Origin of the sequence: Ruegeria sp. B32, assembly GCF_025141855.1 — a bacterium.
Classification (GTDB): Bacteria; Pseudomonadota; Alphaproteobacteria; order Rhodobacterales; family Rhodobacteraceae; genus Ruegeria; species Ruegeria arenilitoris.
Genome location: NZ_CP081107.1, coordinates 129,263 through 147,487 on the forward strand (window position 1 = coordinate 129,263; position 18,225 = coordinate 147,487).

Below are 18,225 nucleotides of genomic sequence, written 5' to 3' on the forward strand. Positions count from 1 at the left end.
CAACCGTGTCGTGATTCTGGTCTGAATTTGTCGCAATTCGATTTTTGCGGCTGAAATGATGCGCATCGATTAGGCGGATGCGCAAAAAATTCGCGTGATCTCCCTGTGTGACATGAGGCCAGTTCCGATGCGCCGCTAGGTATCGTCGGCCCTTTTGATATATGATCCTCGCGCGAATTCCAGCAGAGTCGCGCGCTGTTTGGGCGGGCTCCGGGCTTGGGCTTCCAAGGGAACTGGACCTAAGAATTTCGCAAACTGTCACTTTTTGGACTGACGGGGCGATCGCAAAACTCTAACGTGACGCACGGATAAAAAACAAAACTCAGTCCAAACACGGGAGAAACACGAATGACCAAATCGTCAAACTTCAGCCGTCGTACGGTGTTGAAAGGGGCCGGCGCCGCAGCGCTGGCGGCACCTCTGTACAGCAAAAGCGCCCTGGCATCTTCGGGCGAAGTCAACATCCTGATGTGGTCGGATTACCTGCCGCCCAGCTTCATCGAAGAGTTCGAGACCCTGACCGGGATCAAGGTGAACTACACCGGTATCGGCTCGAACGAAGAGATCATCAACAAGATGAAGGCCACCAAGGGCCAGGGCTTTGACATCGTTTCGCCGACCAACAACCGGTCGCTGCAGTGGGAGCCGCTGGAGCTTCTGCAGCCGTTCGACATGAACAGGGTTCCGATCGACAAGGTCAACCCGGCGATGGCCAAGATCGGCACCGATGCCTGGAACTTTGGTGACAGCGGCGCGCATTGGCTGCCGCATATCTGGGGTACCGAAGGCATAGCCTATCGGACCGACCTGTGGCTGCCCGAAGGCGACGCTCCGTCCTATGGTGACGTCTGGTCGGAAGAAAACGCCGGCAAGACCATGGGTCGCGCGCATTCGATGATGCTGGGCGCAGGCCTGTACATGGAGCGCATCGGCGAGATGGAGCCCGGCTCGGTCTGGGCCGCATATGGCGACGAAGACACCATGCGTAAGGTCTGGGGTCAAATCACCGACTGGTGCATCGCCCGCAAGGACCGGATCAAACTGATCTGGAACGACGCCGACACCCAGAAGAACGGCCTGCTGAACGAAGGGGTTGTCGTCGGACAGACTTGGGATGGCCCGCCGCTGGCACTGAAATCCGCGGGCGAACCGGTGCACTACCAGGCTCCGGTCGAGGGTGCGATGGCTTGGGTCGACGGCATGTCGATGCCGACCGGTGCAACCAATATCGACCAGGTCTACGCCTTCATCGACTTCGCCTATCAGGCCAAACCGGCCGGTGTCGCGATCGACAGCCACGGCTACAACTCGCCGGTTCTGGGTGCCGACCAGTATTCGGGCGACACCTACAAGAAGAACTTTGCCGAGGCCTATCCGGGCGACTCGCTGGCCAACCTGAACCCGTGGCCTGCCGAAGCACCTTGGTACGCCGAGACCCGGACCGAGTTCGTCAACAAGTTCAAGAGCGCCTGATCGCCTTGAGATCGCGCCCCTCGCGTTGTCGCGCGGGGGGCCTTTGGACCCCGCACGCGTTTGCCCCGCGTGACGGACAACGATGCGGTGCGGCCTGAAGCTGCATCACAGGGAGATACCAAAAATGAGTGCAGGGATCGGAGTCGATCTGGAAAACCTGTGGATCCGCTTCGGCGATTTTGTCGCTGTGCGAGATGCGAACGTGAACATCAACGGCGGCGATTTCTTTTCGTTCCTGGGGCCCTCGGGCTGCGGCAAGACGACGATTCTGCGCGCGGTGTCCGGGTTCCTGGAGCCCAGCGAAGGCAATGTGCTGATCGGTGGAAAGAACATGAAGGGCATCGGGCCGAACAAGCGCCCGACCGCGCTGATCTTTCAGAACCTCGCACTGTTTCCGCTGATGAAAGTGTGGGAGAACATCACCTTCTCGATGGAGATCAAGGGCGCCAGCGCTGCCGAGCGCCGCAAACGCGCGGATGAGCTGCTGGACATGATCGCGCTGCCGGGCCAGGGCGACAAGCTGCCCAGCGAATTGTCGGGTGGCCAACGCCAGCGTGTCGCCATCGCGCGCGCCTTATGCGCCGAACCGGACGTGCTGCTGTTGGACGAACCGCTGTCGGCGCTGGACCTCAAGCTGCGCCAGCACATGCGCACCGAACTGCGTGAGATCCAGCAGCGTGTGGGCATCACCTTCATCTACATCACCCATGACCAGGGCGAGGCCCTGACCATGTCTGACAACATCGCCGTGATGCGCGCTGGCGTGATCGACCAGATCGCCGATGGCAAGACCATCTACAACGACCCGACAACCGCTTTTGCCGCCTCGTTCGTGGGCGAAAACAACGTCTTCCGCGGCAAGGTCAAAAGAGTGATGGGCGAAGAGGCCCTGATCTCGACCAACCGGTCCGGCGATCTGGTGGCGCGGATATCGACCGCCAATCAGGGCAAGTTGGCCGAAGGTGACGACGCCATGATGTTCATCCGACCCGAGGCGTTCTCGATTGCGCCCGAGGGGACGAGCGGCGATCACTTCGTCACGGCGCGGGTAACCCACGAGGAGTTCGAAGGCAACGTCTTCAACATCTTCACCGAAGGAGAGGGCGGCAAGGAGATCAAGGTCTCGATCCCGAACCACGGGCAGTCGTTCAAAGATCACACCGGGCAGAACATCACGCTGGAATACGAAACCCGCAACGCGGTTGTCGTTCCGGCGGGTGAGCTGGCTGCGGAATAAGGAGGCCCGACGATGCCTGGCTTCCTCAGGGACTTCTTCAACCGCAACGGTTTCGGCATGGGGCTCGCGATTCTGGGACTTGTCCTGTTCTGGACGATCGGCCTGATCATCCTGCCGCAGCTGTCGATGCTGGACTTTTCCTTCCGTCCCAACCTGCCGCCCCCAGAAATCGGCGGCCCCAAGGACGTGTACACGCTGGAGAACTACAAATATTTGATCTACGGCCCGGAAGGCGGTAGCCAGTCCTACAACGCCGTTGATCTGCGCGTTTTCTTCCGGACGTTGATTGCCGCGGTCTGCGTGACGGTTTTCAACCTGATCATTTGCTATCCGATTGCTTATTACCTGGGTCAGTCCAAGGGCAATCACATCCGTATCTTCGCGATCATGCTGATCATCCCCTATTGGATCAACGAGATCCTGCGTGCCTTTGCGCTGCGCATCATCTTCGGAGAGACGGGTGTTTTGAACACGCTGTTCGTCGGATTGGGGATCTGGGACACGCCGTTCGATTTCATCCGCAACGACATCGCGCTCTATGCGGGCCTCGGCTACGCGTACATCCTGCTGATGATCTTCCCGATGTACAACGTCATCGAAAGCCTGGATGGAAACCAGATCGAAGCCGCGCGCGACTTGGGCGCTCCGTGGTGGCGGATCCACTGGAGGGTGGTCATCCCCTATGCCAAGCCTGGCATCAGTTCCGGCTGTACGATGGTGTTCATGCTGTCGGCCGGTGCGCTGGCCGCACCGCAAATCCTGGGTGGGCCGTCCAGTCTGTGGTTCACGCAGCTGATCTATCAGCAGTTCAATGACAACAACGACTGGCCACAAGGCGCGGCCTACGCCATCGTTCTGCTGGTCACCTGTATCCTGTTCGTGCTGGCAATGATGCGCCTGTTCAAGGTGAACATGGGGGATATCGGGAAATGAACATGTCCTTCCTCCGTATCAGCATCTGGGTCTATCTGGCGATCTTCTTCGCCTACCTGCTGGGTCCCTTGGTGATCATGTCGATCACCGCCTTCAACTCGTCCGGTTTCCCGCGCATGAGCCCGTGGGAATGCCTGACCTTCCAGTGGTTCGGCGAGTTGTTTCAGGACCAACGCATCCTGAACGGCATCAAGAACTCGTTGATCATCGGCGCGGGAACCGTGGTTCTGTCGGTGGCGATGGGCTTGGCCGGAGCGCTTATGCTGACCCAGATCTGGCCCAAGCTGCGCGCCACCTACTACACGATCATCATCGCACCGATCCTGATCCCGGGCGTTGTTCTGGGTATCTCGACGCTGGTCTTCTGGGACCGGATCAACCGGATGCTGGGGCTGGGCGCCGACAGCTTTTTGTCGAACGGCATTTTCCTGACCGTGATTGGCCAATCCACCTTCATAGCCAGCTATTGCATGTTGGTTCTGGTGGCCCGGCTGCAGCGATATGACCTGGCGCTGACCGAGGCGGCACTGGACCTTGGTGCAACGCATGCACAGGCGTTTCGCAAGATCCTGCTCCCGTTCATGCGCCCGGCGATTGCTTCGGCGGCGGTGCTGGCGTTTCTTGCCTCGTTCGAGAACTACAACACCACCACCTTCACGTTCGGCGAATATCCGACACTGACAATCGAACTGGCTCAAAAGGTGCGCTACGGCATTACACCCGCGATTTCGGCGCTGGCCTTTATCATCGTGGCGCTGACCGTGTTCTTCGCCCTGTTGAACGAAGCCAAGTTGAAGCGTCAGGAACTGGTCGCCGCCGCGCGCAAGGAAGCCACGGTCGAGGAGCTTGCGGGCAAGATCAAGTTGCCCAGCTTTTTCTCGGGGAACATGGCGGCCGTGCTGCTGGTCATGTTTGCCGTGGCAACGATCACTGTCGTCGGGACGGCCATGGCTTACAACCCGGCCCAGTGCATCGCGGACGTCAAGGAAGAAAAGCGTTTGGAAGCCGAGCAGCGCATTCAGGAATTGCGCAAGCAACGCGAGGAGCAGCGCAAGCAGCGCGAGGCCGAGCAAGGCGACGCGCAGCAATCCACGCCCAAACCGTCGAACAACAGCGGTTTTGGCAATGTGTTCGCTCCGAACACATTGGGTGGTCAGGACGACGAAAGCTCAGCCGAGCCTGACAATCAGCCTTCGGGCAACAGTGGGTTCGGCAACGTCTTCGATCCAAACAGTCTGAAGACCGACGAGTAGGACGAAGCGCCAGAGCACCGCATCCGCCCGGTTCAGGTTCATTCCTGGCCGGGCGGATTGCGTTTCAGGATGGCGACTCCGCAGGCAGCGATGCGGTGGCCGTTCCAATCCACCGGTGTGGCGTTGTAGTTGATCAGGAAGTCATGGGTCGCGGTCTCGCGCCGCCGCAGGCCGGGCGGCATCTGGTGCAATGGCAGCCCGACTTTCTGCGCCGCCATCTCAACTATCCGGTCCCAAAGGCCTTCGTCCGGGAACCCGGCCAGGTACCAAAGCTGGTCACTGCCCTTGAGCGCCGGAGTCCCGTCTTCGAAGGTCAACTGATCGGGCGCGTGGCCGGTCAACCGCTCGACCCAGTGTTGCGCCGCTCCGCCACCCTGAACCGGGCGGGTGATCTCGGGCGGTAGGGATTCCACCAGCGCCACGTCGCAGTCCAACGCCTGCAGGCCGGGGCGGCCTTGGGCCGGGATCTGGAAATCAGCCGTGATTGCTCCGGCGCGCGGGCCCAGAACCGTCAGTTTCGCGGCCGCCCGCAGGCGGTCGGCCAGCGCGTCGTCCAGCGTGGCCAGTCCGGGAGCGAGGATCAGATCATAGTCGGCGTCGTCCAAGCCCGAGGCCGGCACGACATCGACCGACAGCCCGGCGCGGCGCAGGGCGCGATAGGCGGAAAACACCAGCCGGAAATAGTTGAAGCCCGCGCCCTGAGGCTGGGTCGCCCAGGCCCAGTCCGACGGGTAGTCGAACAGGATGGCCACCCGCGCCTGCACCGGTTCGACCGGTCCCAGCGCGGCCAGATCCGCGGCCGTCTGCTGCGCCTCGGCCAGACCGGGGGCGGGTTGGTTGTTCGGTGTCAGCAAGCCCGCGTGCATCTGTTCCTGCGCAAAAGGCGCCTGCCGCCAGCGGAAATAGCTGACCACCTCGGCCCCGTGAGCCACGGCCTCGAGCGACCAGAGCCTCACCATGCCTGGCAGGGGGGCCGGGTTGTAGGGCGCCCAGTTCACCGGTCCGGGCTGCTGTTCCATCACCCACCAGCGGCCGCGCCCGACGGCGCGGTACAGATCGTGGTGAAAGGCCTGCATGTCCGGGTCGCCCTGTTGCAGAAAGGCTGCCTTGTGTGCCGCGTCGGCCTCGAGCCGGTCGGACAGGAACCCGATCGGGTAGCTGTCCCAGGCGGCGATATCCAGATCGGCGCCCACCTCGAAATGGTCGAAATCCAGAATCCGGCCCATGTAGTTGTGCAGCAGCGGCGCGTCGGTCAGGGGCCGCAGCGCCTGAACCTGGGCCCGGTTGAAGGCCACCACCTGATCCGAGCTGAACCGGCGGAAGGCCAGCACATGCGCGGGGTTGGGTTCGGTCACGGTCAGGTTGGGCAGGTCGATCTGATCGAAATCACTGTATTCCATCGACCAGAACACGTTGCCCCAGGCCGCGTTCAGCGCCTCAATCGAGCCATAGCGTTCGGCCAGCCAGCGGCGGAAGGCCTTCCGCGCGGGCTCGCTGTAGCTGACGGTGGTGTCGTGGCAGCCATATTCATTGTCGATCTGCCAGGCGGCCACATGCGGGTTGCGGCCATAGCGTTCACCCATGATCCGGGCGATGCGGACGCAGTCATGAATGTATCCCTGATGGCTGAAACAATAGTGCCGGCGCGAGCCGAACTTGCGCGGCTGCCCGTTTTCGTCCACCGCCAGCATGTCCGGGTGCCGGTCCAGCATCCAGCGCGGCGGCGTGGCCGTGGGCGTTCCCAGCACCACTTTCAACCCGGCCGCACCAAGGGTCTCGATGGCCTGATCCAGCCAGTCGAATGTCAGCCGGCCCGGTTCCGGCTCCATCCGGCTCCATCCGAATTCGCCGATCCGGACCCAGCGCAGACCGGCCTCGACCATGCGCGCGGCATCTTCGGCCCACATCGACTGGGGCCAATGTTCGGGGTAATAGCAAACGCCAAGTTCGGGGTTCATAGGATGACTCTGTGTTCCGCCTGACCTTGGCCCGCGTTTTCGGCGGCAAAGGTCATTCCGTTGGTGGGATGCGACGCGATGGTGTCCTCATCCAGCCCCTCACGGGCCGAGGTGCAGAACAGCGTCGTCAGATCCGGCCCGCCGAAAGCGGGGCACGAGGTATGGGCCGCCGCGAATGGCACCGCGCGCAGAAAGGTTCCGCCGGCGTCATAGGCCGCAACCCGCGCCGCGCCCCATTGTGCAAGCCACAGATTTCCCGCGGCATCGACGACCGCGCCATCGGGGTTCAGCCCCTCGGCGCGCAGGTCCAGAAGCACCGCGCTGTCGCCCTCGGGCCAGCCGGTTTCTGGGTTCAGACCCCAGCGCCGCACCTGCCCGGTGGCCGTGTCGCAGAAATAGGCGCAGGACCGGTCGGGCGCGAAACAGATCGCGTTCGAGATGGTCACGTCCGGCACCAGTTGCCGCAGCTCACCCCGCCACAAGCGATAGATCGCCCCCGCGCCCCGTTCCGCGCGCTTGCCCATTGTGCCGATCCAGAACCCGCCCCACGGATCAGCCCGCCCGTCATTCGAGCGGGTCACCGGGTTGTCGGCCTCGAGCGCGACGACGCGGTCCTTGTGACCGGTCTCAAGCCCGAAACGCCACAGGCCGGTTTCCGACGCGATCAGCAGCGTGTCGCGGTCGATCCAACCTGCGGCCGAGACGTGCTCGGCAAAATCCCAGCTCTGCGGGCCATCCGCGTCGCGGGTCATCAGGCGCTTGTTGACGATGTCGAACCAGAACAGCTGTTGCCGTTCGGGGTGCCACAGCGGGCCTTCGCCCAACTCGCACGGGCGGTCGTCAAAGACGTGGTTCATCGCGTGGCCTCGTCATAGGCGGCGACGATCCGGCGGGCGTTTTCGGCGATCTGGTCCACGGACATGCCGGGTTTGAACAGGGCCGAGCCTATGCCGAAACCGTCGGCCCCGGCCTTGAGCCAGTCGCCGAAATTCTCGGGCCCCGCGCCGCCCACGGCATAGACCTGCGTGCCCTTGGGCAGGATCGGGCGCATGGCCGCCAGCCCCACCGGTCCGGCCATCACCCCGGGAAACAGTTTCAGCCCGGTGGCTCCGGCGCGCAGGGCGACGAAGGCCTCGGTCGGGGTATAGACCCCGGGCCAGCTTTGAAGGCTCAGATCCACCGTGCGCGCGATCACCTCGGCATCGCAATTGGGCGACACGATCAGCTTGCCGCCCACGGAGGCCACCTGTTCGACCTCGTCCACGGTCAGGACGGTTCCGGCCCCGACCAGCGCGCGGTCGCCGATCGAACGGGCCAGACGGCCGATGCTGTCCAGCGGGTCGGGCGAGTTCAGCGGCACCTCGATCCGGTCGATGCCGGCGTCCAGAATGGCCTGGCCGACGGCCTCGGCCTGCGCCGGGTCAAGCCCGCGCAGAATGGCGATGATGGGGCGGCTCATGCGGTTTGCCTCGTGAGGGTGCGGGCCGGCAGCAGACCGGCCAGCGTGGCCTGGGTCGCGTCGGCGGTTTCGACGAACGCGCCCTGTTGCTGCAGCGCGGTGGCATAGATGTTCGACAGGGCCTCGGCCCCGATGATGGCCAGTTGCTGACCCAGCCAATAGGGGCGGGTGGCGGCCAGCTCGGCACCGATCAGCGCACCGGACAGGCGGGCGCGGGCGGTGGCCGGATCCTGCCCGTGCAGCAGGTCGGCGGCGCGCAGCCCGAACAGCCGCCCGGCCAGTTGCTCGGGCTTGGACAGCGTGTCCGCCACGGCCGTGGCGAAGGCGTCGTCGTCCCAGCCGTCGCCCACCGAGTGTTTCAGCACCGAGTGCTGTCCCAGCAGATCGAACAGCTCACCGGTCATGAAGGTGCGGAAGCTGACGACCTCGCCGGCGCTGACCTGCACCCATTTGGTGTGGGTGCCGGGCAGGCAGATTACGCCATCCCAATGTGGGCGCGTGGACAGGTAGCCGGCGATCTGGGTTTCCTCGCCGCGCATCACGTCCGCGGGGTCGTCCTGTTTCAGGCCTGGCACCACGAAGGCGCGGATGCGTGGATCGGTGCCGGGCACGCGCACCGGAACGGTCGAGATCGGCTTGGCGGGAACAGCCACATAGGGCGCCTCGACCCAGCCCTGGCGGGCACCGACCATGCCGCAGGCGATCACATCGACGGGCGCCGCGCCCAGCCAGCCCTGGACCAGCGTCAGCAGCGCGTCCTGGAACTGATCCCGGCCCAGCGTTGCCATGCCCCGGTCGCATTGGGCGTGGTCCAGCACCGTATCGCCCTGCATCGCCCAGGCGCGCAGATGCGAGGTGCCCCAGTCTACTGCGATCCACTCGGTGTTCATGTCCTCACCCCGTTGTGACCACGCCGCCATCGACGACCATGCATTGCCCGGTCATGGCGCGGCTGGCCGTCGATGCCAGAAACAGCGTCGGCGCGATCATGTCGTCCGGACGCAGATGTTCCTTCAGGCATTGGCGATCCATATGCGCGGCCAGATCCTCGGGCGTGGCCCACATGTCCAGTTGTTTCTGCGTCAGCACCCAACCGGGGGCCAGCGCGTTGACGCGGATGTTCTTCGGCCCCAGCTCGCGCGCGAGCGAGCGGGTCATGCCGGTGATTCCGGCGTTGGCCGTCGTATAGATCGGATAGCCTGCATTGCCCATCATGTAGCTGATCGAACTGAAGTTGATGATCGACCCGCCGGTTTCTGCCATCTGGCGCGCAGCCTGCTGGCAGGCGAAGTAATAGGCCTTGAGGTTCACCTCGATCATCCAGTCCCAGAACTCGGGCGTGGTTTCCTCGAGGCTGTGGCGCTTGTCGTTCGCGGCATTGTTGACCAGCACGTTCAGCGGGCCGTGGGCCTCGGCGGCCTTGGTCATGGTTTCGCGCAGCAGCGCGGTGTCGGTCATGTCGCCCTGCAGGAACAAGGGCGCGCGGCCGTGTTTGGCGCGCATCACTTCGACGAACGCGCTGGCGTCGGACCGGCCGATAAAGGCGACCTTGGCGCCTTGGGCCAGGAACCCGTCTGTCAGGGCCGCGCCCACGCCCGACCCGCCGCCGGTGATGAAGACGGACGCGCCGTCGAGGTCATGGAAGGTTGCTGGCTGGGTCATCAATGGCTCTCTCTGGTCACAAGGCGGGTGTCCTTGCCCACCAGGAAATCAAGGTCGGCCCCCTGATCGGCCTGCAGGACATGGTCGATATACAGTTTGGCATAGCCGCGGGTGTAATGCGGGTCGTCGGGCTGCCAGGCCGCGCGGCGGGCCGCCAGTTCCTGTTCGTCGACCAGCAGTTCCAACTCGCCCTTGCTGGCCGAGACGCGGATGCGATCGCCGGTTTTCACCAGCGCCAGAGGACCGCCCGCCTGCGCCTCGGGGCTGACATGCAGGATCACTGTGCCGAAGGCGGTGCCCGACATGCGTGCGTCGGAAACGCGGATCATGTCACGTACGCCCTGTTTCACCAGTTTGGCGGGGATCGGCATGTTGCCGACCTCGGGCATGCCCGGATAGCCCTTGGGCCCGCAGCCTTTGAGCACCAGTATGGTCTCGGGCGTCACAGGCAGGTCGTCGCGGTCGATATTGGCCTTCAGGTCCTCGATGCTGTCGAAGACATAGGCCTCACCTTCCGTCTCCAGCAGGCTGTCTGTGGCGGCCGAGGGTTTCACGATGGCCCCGTTCGGCGCCAGGTTGCCGCGCAGAACGCGCAGCCCGGCGGCCGGTTTCACCGGATCGTCAAAGGCGTGGATCACGTCACGGTTGAAGCATTCCGCGCCCTCATAGTGGGCCGAGATGTCCTTGTTCAGAACGGTGCGGGCCGGGCGCAGATGCGATTTCAGCTCGGACAGGACCACCGGCATCCCGCCGGCATAGCAGAAATCTTCCATCAGGTATTTGCCCGAGGGCATGCAGTTGACCAGCAGCGGAATGTCCGAGCCGATCTCGAAATCCTGCAGGGTCAGGTCCACGCCCACCCGGCCGGCCAGCGCCAGCAGGTGCACCACGGCGTTGGTGGACCCGCCCACCGCGGCATTGGCCAGGATGGCGTTCTCAAACGCCGCTTTGGTCAGGATGTCCGAGGGTTTGAGGTCCTCGTCCACCATCTCGACGATGCGCTTGCCGGTCATGTGCGCCAGCGCCATCCGGCGGGCATCGACGGCAGGCAGGGCGGCGTTGGTGGGCAGGCTCATGCCCATCGCCTCGACCAGCGATGCCATGGTCGAGGCCGTGCCCATAGTCATGCACACGCCCTTGGACCGGCTCATGCCGGATTCTGCGTTCATGAAATCCTGCAAAGTCATCTCGCCGGCGCGCACGGCTTCCGAGAACTTCCACACATCGGTGCCCGAGCCGATATCCTTGCCGCGATACTTGCCGTTCAGCATCGGCCCCGAGCTGACCACGATGGTGGGCAGATCGACCGAGGCCGCGCCCATCAGCTGGCCCGGCGTGGTCTTGTCGCAGCCACCCAGCAGCACCACTCCGTCAATGCCATAGGCGCGGATCGATTCCTCGACATCCATGGCCAGCAGGTTGCGGAACAGCATGGCGGTGGGCTTCATCTGGGTTTCGCCCAGCGACATCACCGGGAATTCGACCGGAAAGCCTCCGGCCTCCCACACGCCGCGCTTGACGCCTTCGGCGAGGTCGCGCAGGCCCGAGTTGCACGGCGTCAGTTCCGACCATGTGTTGCAGATGCCGATGATCGGGCGTCCGTCGAACGCATGATCGGGAAAGCCCTGGTTCTTCATCCACGACCGATGGATGAACCCGTCCTTGTCGAGCTTGCCGTACCAGTGCTGTGAGCGGCGTTTCTTCATGTCTTTGTTTCTTTTTCGTATTGGGTCGTGGTTCTCTTGTGTGTTTACCGGATGATCAGGCCGCGCGGGCCGGACGGCACCAATCCGGCAGCCAGTCGGCATGGGCGGTCAGCAGGTCACTGACCAGGCTGCGGATCTGGCGCAGGTCCAGTTCGGCGGCGGTGTGCGGGTCCATCATGGCGGCGTGGTAGATGTGTTCGGGGTTTTCCTCGACCAGGGCGCGCACGGTCAGTTCCTGCACGTTGATCTGGCTGCGCATCAGGGCGACCAGCTGCGGCGGGATGCCGGTCACGACCGAGGGCTGCACGCCGTTGCTGTCGACCAGGCAGGGTGTTTCGACTGCGGCGCCGAGCGGTAGCTGCGGAATCTGCCCGGTATTGGGCAGGTTGCCATAGGCGACATAGGGCGTGTCGGTGACGATGGCGTTCATCAGGTCGGCGGCGAATTCGTGGCTGCGGATCACTTCAATGTCGCGCCCGTCGGTCAGGGTCTTGGCCTGTTCCTTCCAATTCGCGACCTGCTCCTCGCAACGGGTGGGGTATTCGTCCAGCGGGATCTGGAATTGGTCGATCAGGTCCTGACGTCCGTCCTTGATGAACCACGGGACGTACTCGGCCAGGTGTTCCGAGCTTTCGGTGCAGAAATAGCCCAGGTGATCCATCACCTCGTACCGCACCTTGTTGGGGCAGCGCGGCATCAGCAGCGGCGCCTTGGGCAGCTGGCCCGCGTGATAGCCCCGGCGCAGCGCCGGATACAGGTCGCGGCCCTGATGTTCCAGCCGCAGGAAAAACGCCACATGGTTCACGCCCGCAACGCGATAGCGGATTTCATCCTTGGGCAGGTCCAGGTCATGGGCCAGTTCCTCGACCGTGTTCTGGACCGAGTGGCACAGACCCACATGTTTCAGTGCCGGGAACCGTTCGGCCAGCGCCCAGGTGTTGATGGCCATCGGGTTGACGTATTGCAGCAGCGTGGCATTCGGGCACAGTTGCGCCATGTCGCGTGCCACATCCCACAGGACCGGCACGGTGCGCAGGCCGCGCATGATGCCGCCCACGCCCAGCGTGTCGGCGATGGTCTGGCGCAGGCCATATTGCTTGGGGATCTCGAAATCGGTGACGGTGCAGGGTCTGTAGCCGCCGATCTGGAAGGCGGTGATGACGAAATCGGCCCCGTCCAGCGCCGCGCGGCGGTCGGTATGGGTGGACACGGTCGCGCCGGTCCCGACCGAGCGGATCATGGCGCGGACCACGGTTTCGCTTTCGGCCAGACGCTCGGGGTCAATGTCCATCAGGGCAAAATGGCTGTCGGCCAGTGACGGGGTCAGCAGGGCATCGCCCACGATATTTTGCATGAAAATCGTGGAACCTGCACCGATGAAGGTGATCTTGGTCATGACTGTAAACCTTGACTAGGCGTTATTTTACGGCACCGAGGGTCAGACCCGCGATGAAGTGTTTCTGCATCAGAAAGAACATGGCCACCGGCGGCAGGGCCGCGACGATCGAGCCGGCACTCATCAAGTGATACGCTGCGCGGAACTGCGCGTTGAAGCTGGTGATGCCGGCGGTGACGGGTTGGCTCTCGGCCCCCTGGGTCAGCACGACGGCCCAGAAATAGTCATTCCAGATGAAGGTGAAGATCAGAACGCTGAGCGCGGCGATTGCGGGTTTCATCAGCGGCAGGACCACGTACCAGAAGATGCGCCATTCGCTGATGCCCTCGACCCGGGCGGCCTCGATCAACTCAAAGGGCAGGGCGCGGATGAAGTTGCGCATGAACAGGGTGCAGAACCCCGTCTGGAACGCAATGTGGAACAGTACCAGCCCGGTTTTCGTATTGTAGAGCCCCAAGTCCAGCGTCAGGTCGCGCACCGGCACCATCAGGATCTGGAAGGGTACGAAGTTGCCGGCCACGAACATGAAGAAAATCCACAGGTTCGACTTGAACTTGTAAATCCCCAGCGCGAACCCGGTCATGCAGCTGAGCGCCACCGCGCCGATCACCGTGGGAACCGTGATCAGGAACGAGTTCAGCAGATAGCGCGGCATGTCCGAGTTGAAGAAGACCTGGCCATAGTTCCTGGCGCCTTCAAAGCTGGAGGGCAGGCCCCAGTAGTTGGCGTTGGTGAAATCCGCCTCGGGCTTGATGGAAAACAGGGCCACCGCCAGCAGAGGGCCGAGCCACAGCAGAAGGGCGACCGGCAGCATTGCCTGATAGGAAATCTGCGCCGCGCGGGGTTGTTTTTCGATCGGTTTGGGAAACATCTCAGTGCCCCTTTTCTTCGCGGTACATCGACCACAGGAAGTAGGCGATGAAGCACAGCATGATCAGGAACAGGATCACGGCGATGGCCGCGCCATAGCCCATGCGGAACCCGTACTCCGACAAGGCGACCTCGAACATGTAATATGCCAGCACGCGGCTTGACCCGAACGGCCCGCCCTGCGTCATGATCGAGATCAGGTCGAACGAGCGCAGCGCGCCGATAATGGTCACCACGAAGGCGATGAAGGTCGCCGGGCGCAGTTGCGGCAGGATGATATGCCACAGCATCCGCCCGCCCTTGGCGCCGTCCAGCCGGCCGGCCTCGATCTGTTCGGGGTCCACGGCGTTCAGGCCGGTCAGATACAGGATCATGCAATAGGCGGTCTGCGGCCAGAGGCCCGCGAAAATGATGCCGTAGGTTACGAAGCGTTCATCACCCAGTACGTTCAGCGGACCCAACCCGACCAAGCCCAAAAGCTCGTTCAGCAGTCCGAAAGTGGGGTCGTAGAACCAGGTGAAGACCAGCCCGACTACGACCTGGCTGATGACGAAGGGAAAGAAGAACAGGGATTTGTACAACCGGATTCCCCAGACCCTCTGGTTGAGGAACAGCGCGATGAACAGACCAGCCGGGATCGCCAGCAGGTACATGATCAGCCAGATCAGGTTGTTCTTCAGCGAGACATAGAAGGCGTCACGATCGACCCATTCCCAATACAGGTCTTCATAGTTGCGCATTCCGACATATTCGGCCGCGCCCAGCCCGTCCCATTCGTAGAGCGACAGGTTGAAGGACTGGAATACGGGGATGATCACGTAGACCATGAAGAACAGCACGCCCGGAGCCAGAAACAGCCAGGGTGCGATACGTTGCTGATTTCTGTGGAACCAGCTTTCGTGTTCGGTGACGTCGACAGCGGTCATGGTCAATCCCGGTTTGGAATGGGCAGGACGGGATCGTGCCCGTCCTGCGTTTGGCTACGGCGTGGCCGGGGTTGCCCCGGCCACAACCCGATCAGTTGTCATAGATGCGCTGACGTGCGCGTTCCAGCTTGGCCAGGATGCTGTCCAGGTTGTCCGGCTTGACCATGAACTCCTGGAAGCCTTCCATCGACACTTTGGCCATTTCCGCCGGTGCGTCGCGATCCCAGAACTGGGCGACGCCGCCGGGGCTGTTGGTCGACAGCATCTTGAAGCCTTCCTGCAGGAACTTGTCGTCATCCACCGAGGATTTGGCGTTGACGGGCAGTTGTCCGAGGTTCTTGCCGTTGTTGATCTCGGTCTGCTCGTCAGCCGAAACGACAAAACGCAGGAACTCGCGCGCGGCTTCTTTGTTCGACGCGTTCGCCGGGATGTGGAACGTGTCGGTCGGCGCATCTTCGGCCAGCTCGACATCTGGGTTGATCGCGACGAACTGGTAGAAGTCCAGCTGGTCATCGGTCAGACCGGCCTCGCGCAGCGGAGCCACGGCGAAGTTGCCCATCAGATAGGCCGCTGCGTCACCCTGAACCATGAAGGGCAGGGCCTCTTGCCAGCTGTAGGTTTGGTGGTTGTCGATGAACGCGCCCATGTCGATCAGCTGCTTCCAGTTGGCGAAGGTCTGCTTGACCCGGTCGTCTTCCCAGCTGACTTCGCCATTGGCCAGTTGCTGGTGGAAGTCGAAGCCGTTGGTGCGCATGTTCAGGTAGTCGAACCAGCCGCCAGCCGTCCACAGGAACTTGGTGCCGATGGTATAGCAGGCGCGACCCGAGTCGACGATCTTCTGGCAGTTGGCCAGCTCTTCTTCCCAGGTGGTCGGCTCGGACAGGCCCAGCTCGTCAAAGATGTCTTTGCGGTAGTAGACGCCCCACTGATAGTAGGTGTAAGGCACGCCCCACTGCTTGCCGTCGATGGTCATCGCGCCCTTGGTCGAGGCAAGGTTTTCGGCGATTTCCGGCTCGGCCCACAGGTCCGATACATCTTCGAACAGTCCGGCCTCGACATAAGGCTTCATGCGGTTGGCCGCGTACCAGGTCGCGACGTCGGGCGTGTCCGCCGTCAGGAAGTTGCGGATCTGGGTCTTGTACGCTTCGCGGTCGATGACCGTGGTCTCGATCTCCAGACCCGGGTGCTGTGCCGCGAAACGCTCGATCATCGCTTCCATCGTCGCGCGCGGCGCCGGATTCGATGTGTCGAGGAAGATTCGCAGCTCGCCGGTCAGTTCTGCCGAAACGGGCGCTGCAAGTGCCACACTGGCCGCCAGAGCCGCCGCAGTGCGCTTGAACATGGAATGCATGGTTTCCTCCCTTAGCTTCCATTTTGCGGTTCCAAATAGTGAAACCAAGTTTTATATATTGAAAACTACACATCGAATCGGCTAGGCTTGTCAATACCCTCGCGGCCCGTCCGCAAGGGGAAGTGGAGGAGAAATCAGACCCGTGGCAGGTGACGGAACCATCGGCAAAGCATGTGACGTGCTGGAACAGGTCGCGGCGTTCGGCCGGCCTGTGCGGTTTGCCGAATTGCTGGAAAGCAGCAGCTTTCCCAAGGCGTCCCTGTACCGGTTTCTGCAGTCGCTTACCAATCAGGGCATGTTGTCTTACGACCCAGACCGGCAGACCTATTCGCCGGGGCTGCGGCTGGTGCGGCTGGCGCATTCGGCCTGGACGCAAAGCTCGCTCGCGCCGATCGCGCGGCCGATCCTGGATGCGCTCAGCTTGGAAACCGGCGAGACGGTGCACCTTGCGCAGCTTGATTCCAGTCAGGTTCTGTATGTGGACAAGCGCAATGCCAAAAACCCGGTCGAGATGTATTCCGAAGCCGGAAAGGTTGGCCCGGCCTATTGCACCGGTGTGGGGAAGGCGATGCTCGCCTTTCTGGATGACGACCGGTTGGACAAGGCGATCTCGCAGCAAAGCTTTCACCGCTTTACCGACAAGACGCTGACCTCGGAGGCGGTGCTGCGGGCGGATCTGGCCCGGATCCGCGAACGGGGGTTCGCCATGGATGATGAAGAGCACGAGCCCGGCATCATCTGCGTGGCCTGTCCGATCCTAACATCGAGCGGGCGGGTACTGGGGGCGATCTCGATCACCGGATCGACCCAGCGCATGGATTTTGACCAGTTGAAGAAATGGGTCCCTCGGGTGCGGCGTTCGGCCGACCAGATCGGGTCCGAAGCCGAAGCATGGCGGTTCCCCGAGGGCCGCAAGGACAGGATGCAAGCATCATGACAGGCGTTACCCTGAAGGGCGCAATCAAGCGTTATGGCCAGACCCAGGTCATTCACGGCATTGATCTGGAAATCGAGGACGGCGAGTTCTGCGTTTTTGTCGGGCCGTCGGGCTGTGGCAAATCCACCCTGTTGCGGATGATCGCCGGGCTGGAAGAAACCACCGAGGGTGAAATCCGCATCGGTCAGCGTGACGTGACCCACATGGACCCGGCCAAGCGCGGTGTCGCGATGGTGTTCCAGACCTACGCCCTGTATCCGCACATGTCCGTGGCCGAGAACATGGGCTTTGGACTGCGCATGAACGGCGTGCCCAAGGCCGAGATCGACAAGAAGGTCGCCGAAGCATCAGAAATCCTCAAGCTGGACCAGTATCTCAAGCGCAAGCCCAAGGCCTTGTCGGGTGGCCAGCGTCAGCGGGTCGCCATCGGCCGGGCCATCGTGCGCGGCCCCGAGGTTTTTCTGTTCGACGAGCCGCTGTCGAACCTCGATGCCGAACTGCGCGTGGAAATGCGGGTTGAGATCGCCCGTCTGCACCAGGAGATCGGCGCGACGATGATCTACGTCACCCACGACCAGGTCGAAGCTATGACCATGGCCGACAAGATCGTGGTGCTGCGCGATGGCCGGATCGAGCAGGTGGGCGCTCCGATGGATCTGTATCGGGACCCCGACAACCGGTTCGTGGCGGGGTTCATCGGCTCGCCCGCAATGAACTTTCTGGAGTGCGATGTCGTCGAAGGAACGGTGCGCCACCCGGCTCTGACGGACTCGATCCCCGTCACCAATGGCGTGCCGACCGATGCCAAGAAGGTGGTCCTGGGAATCCGCCCGGAACATATTGCCGTGGATCGGTCCGGCGACACCTGTACCGTCGATCTGACCGAAGCGCTTGGCGGCGTCTCCTACAGTTATTTGCTGACGCCCAACGGTGACAAGTTGATCGTCGAGGAGCGGGACGACCAGCGCAGCAAAACGGGCGAACGGATCGGAATCTCGGTTCGGCCCGAACGCGCCATGCTGTTTGACCCGGAAAGCGGGATGCGGTTGCGCTGAACCGTTGTT

Annotated in this window: 16 protein-coding genes; 6 read left to right on the forward strand and 10 right to left on the reverse strand. The window is 62.8% G+C overall.

The genetic code is table 11. The annotated features are described in order from the left end of the window. The first annotated feature begins 348 nt into the window (after positions 1-348). From K3752_RS18115 to K3752_RS18130, 4 genes are all read left to right on the forward strand, one after another. On the forward strand, positions 349-1,473 hold the full coding sequence (locus K3752_RS18115) for an extracellular solute-binding protein (RefSeq protein WP_170341229.1): 1,125 nt from the start codon (positions 349-351) through the stop codon (positions 1,471-1,473). A 124-nt stretch (positions 1,474-1,597) separates the two neighbouring features. After that, complete coding sequence (locus K3752_RS18120; protein ID WP_170341232.1) at positions 1,598-2,710, forward strand: ABC transporter ATP-binding protein; 1,113 nt, start codon at positions 1,598-1,600, stop codon at positions 2,708-2,710. A gap of 12 nt (positions 2,711-2,722) precedes the next feature. Next, positions 2,723-3,643, forward strand: coding sequence for an ABC transporter permease (locus K3752_RS18125; protein WP_170391631.1), 921 nt, complete (start codon positions 2,723-2,725; stop codon positions 3,641-3,643). Continuing rightward, positions 3,640-4,896: an ABC transporter permease gene (locus tag K3752_RS18130; protein WP_170341237.1), complete on the forward strand. Its 1,257-nt coding sequence runs from the start codon at positions 3,640-3,642 to the stop codon at positions 4,894-4,896. The genes K3752_RS18125 and K3752_RS18130 overlap by 4 nt, the downstream gene beginning before the upstream one ends. A 38-nt stretch (positions 4,897-4,934) precedes the next feature. On the opposite strand, the gene K3752_RS18135 is transcribed toward K3752_RS18130, so the two are convergent. The 10 genes from K3752_RS18135 to K3752_RS18180 all read right to left on the reverse strand — a co-directional run bounded on the left by K3752_RS18135 (position 4,935) and on the right by K3752_RS18180 (position 16,224). Next, positions 4,935-6,854 (reverse strand): beta-galactosidase, encoded by a 1,920-nt coding sequence (locus K3752_RS18135; protein ID WP_260066685.1) that lies wholly within the window; start codon positions 6,852-6,854, stop codon positions 4,935-4,937. Then, positions 6,851-7,711, reverse strand: coding sequence for an SMP-30/gluconolactonase/LRE family protein (locus tag K3752_RS18140; RefSeq protein ID WP_260066687.1), 861 nt, complete (start codon positions 7,709-7,711; stop codon positions 6,851-6,853). Before K3752_RS18140 ends, K3752_RS18135 begins: the two co-directional genes overlap by 4 nt. Beyond that, positions 7,708-8,313: a 2-dehydro-3-deoxy-6-phosphogalactonate aldolase gene (locus K3752_RS18145; protein WP_260066689.1), complete on the reverse strand. Its 606-nt coding sequence runs from the start codon at positions 8,311-8,313 to the stop codon at positions 7,708-7,710. Before K3752_RS18145 ends, K3752_RS18140 begins: the two co-directional genes overlap by 4 nt. Next, positions 8,310-9,203: a 2-dehydro-3-deoxygalactonokinase gene (locus K3752_RS18150; RefSeq protein ID WP_260066691.1), complete on the reverse strand. Its 894-nt coding sequence runs from the start codon at positions 9,201-9,203 to the stop codon at positions 8,310-8,312. Before K3752_RS18150 ends, K3752_RS18145 begins: the two co-directional genes overlap by 4 nt. A gap of 4 nt (positions 9,204-9,207) precedes the next feature. Continuing rightward, positions 9,208-9,975, reverse strand: coding sequence for an SDR family NAD(P)-dependent oxidoreductase (locus K3752_RS18155; protein WP_260066693.1), 768 nt, complete (start codon positions 9,973-9,975; stop codon positions 9,208-9,210). Beyond that, complete coding sequence (locus K3752_RS18160; RefSeq protein ID WP_409233629.1) at positions 9,975-11,681, reverse strand: IlvD/Edd family dehydratase; 1,707 nt, start codon at positions 11,679-11,681, stop codon at positions 9,975-9,977. Before K3752_RS18160 ends, K3752_RS18155 begins: the two co-directional genes overlap by 1 nt. Positions 11,682-11,736: 55 nt before the next feature. Next, on the reverse strand, positions 11,737-13,077 hold the full coding sequence (locus K3752_RS18165) for an alpha-glucosidase/alpha-galactosidase (RefSeq protein ID WP_260066696.1): 1,341 nt from the start codon (positions 13,075-13,077) through the stop codon (positions 11,737-11,739). Between the two features lie 22 nt (positions 13,078-13,099). Beyond that, on the reverse strand, positions 13,100-13,948 hold the full coding sequence (locus K3752_RS18170; RefSeq protein WP_093963150.1) for a carbohydrate ABC transporter permease: 849 nt from the start codon (positions 13,946-13,948) through the stop codon (positions 13,100-13,102). A 1-nt stretch (position 13,949) separates the two neighbouring features. Beyond that, the gene (locus tag K3752_RS18175; protein ID WP_260066699.1) at positions 13,950-14,873 is read right to left on the reverse strand and encodes a carbohydrate ABC transporter permease; all 924 of its coding nucleotides are present in this window, start codon (positions 14,871-14,873) and stop codon (positions 13,950-13,952) included. A 91-nt stretch (positions 14,874-14,964) separates the two neighbouring features. Then, positions 14,965-16,224: an ABC transporter substrate-binding protein gene (locus K3752_RS18180; protein WP_093963148.1), complete on the reverse strand. Its 1,260-nt coding sequence runs from the start codon at positions 16,222-16,224 to the stop codon at positions 14,965-14,967. A 142-nt stretch (positions 16,225-16,366) separates the two neighbouring features. Here K3752_RS18180 and K3752_RS18185 point away from each other — a divergent pair, with 142 nt between their 5' ends. Together K3752_RS18185 and K3752_RS18190 are read left to right on the forward strand one after the other, a co-directional pair. Then, positions 16,367-17,161, forward strand: a complete 795-nt coding sequence (locus K3752_RS18185) for an IclR family transcriptional regulator (protein ID WP_260066701.1) — start codon at positions 16,367-16,369, stop codon at positions 17,159-17,161. Further along, positions 17,158-18,216, forward strand: coding sequence for an ABC transporter ATP-binding protein (locus K3752_RS18190; RefSeq protein ID WP_170407438.1), 1,059 nt, complete (start codon positions 17,158-17,160; stop codon positions 18,214-18,216). Before K3752_RS18185 ends, K3752_RS18190 begins: the two co-directional genes overlap by 4 nt. Positions 18,217-18,225: the final 9 nt, after the last annotated feature.

Bases quoted from the DNA above. Each gene is read 5' to 3' on its own strand.
- K3752_RS18190 (WP_170407438.1), top strand. From the start codon at position 17,158: ATGACAGGCGTTACCCTGAAGGGCGCAATCAAGCGTTATGGCCAGACC.
- K3752_RS18160 (WP_409233629.1), bottom strand. From the start codon at position 11,681: ATGAAGAAACGCCGCTCACAGCACTGGTACGGCAAGCTCGACAAGGAC.
- K3752_RS18115 (WP_170341229.1), top strand. From the start codon at position 349: ATGACCAAATCGTCAAACTTCAGCCGTCGTACGGTGTTGAAAGGGGCC.
- K3752_RS18165 (WP_260066696.1), bottom strand. From the start codon at position 13,077: ATGACCAAGATCACCTTCATCGGTGCAGGTTCCACGATTTTCATGCAA.
- K3752_RS18155 (WP_260066693.1), bottom strand. From the start codon at position 9,975: ATGACCCAGCCAGCAACCTTCCATGACCTCGACGGCGCGTCCGTCTTC.
- K3752_RS18130 (WP_170341237.1), top strand. From the start codon at position 3,640: ATGAACATGTCCTTCCTCCGTATCAGCATCTGGGTCTATCTGGCGATC.
- K3752_RS18180 (WP_093963148.1), bottom strand. From the start codon at position 16,224: ATGCATTCCATGTTCAAGCGCACTGCGGCGGCTCTGGCGGCCAGTGTG.
- K3752_RS18175 (WP_260066699.1), bottom strand. From the start codon at position 14,873: ATGACCGCTGTCGACGTCACCGAACACGAAAGCTGGTTCCACAGAAAT.
- K3752_RS18125 (WP_170391631.1), top strand. From the start codon at position 2,723: ATGCCTGGCTTCCTCAGGGACTTCTTCAACCGCAACGGTTTCGGCATG.
- K3752_RS18145 (WP_260066689.1), bottom strand. From the start codon at position 8,313: ATGAGCCGCCCCATCATCGCCATTCTGCGCGGGCTTGACCCGGCGCAG.
- K3752_RS18150 (WP_260066691.1), bottom strand. From the start codon at position 9,203: ATGAACACCGAGTGGATCGCAGTAGACTGGGGCACCTCGCATCTGCGC.
- K3752_RS18140 (WP_260066687.1), bottom strand. From the start codon at position 7,711: ATGAACCACGTCTTTGACGACCGCCCGTGCGAGTTGGGCGAAGGCCCG.
- K3752_RS18170 (WP_093963150.1), bottom strand. From the start codon at position 13,948: ATGTTTCCCAAACCGATCGAAAAACAACCCCGCGCGGCGCAGATTTCC.
- K3752_RS18120 (WP_170341232.1), top strand. From the start codon at position 1,598: ATGAGTGCAGGGATCGGAGTCGATCTGGAAAACCTGTGGATCCGCTTC.
- K3752_RS18135 (WP_260066685.1), bottom strand. From the start codon at position 6,854: ATGAACCCCGAACTTGGCGTTTGCTATTACCCCGAACATTGGCCCCAG.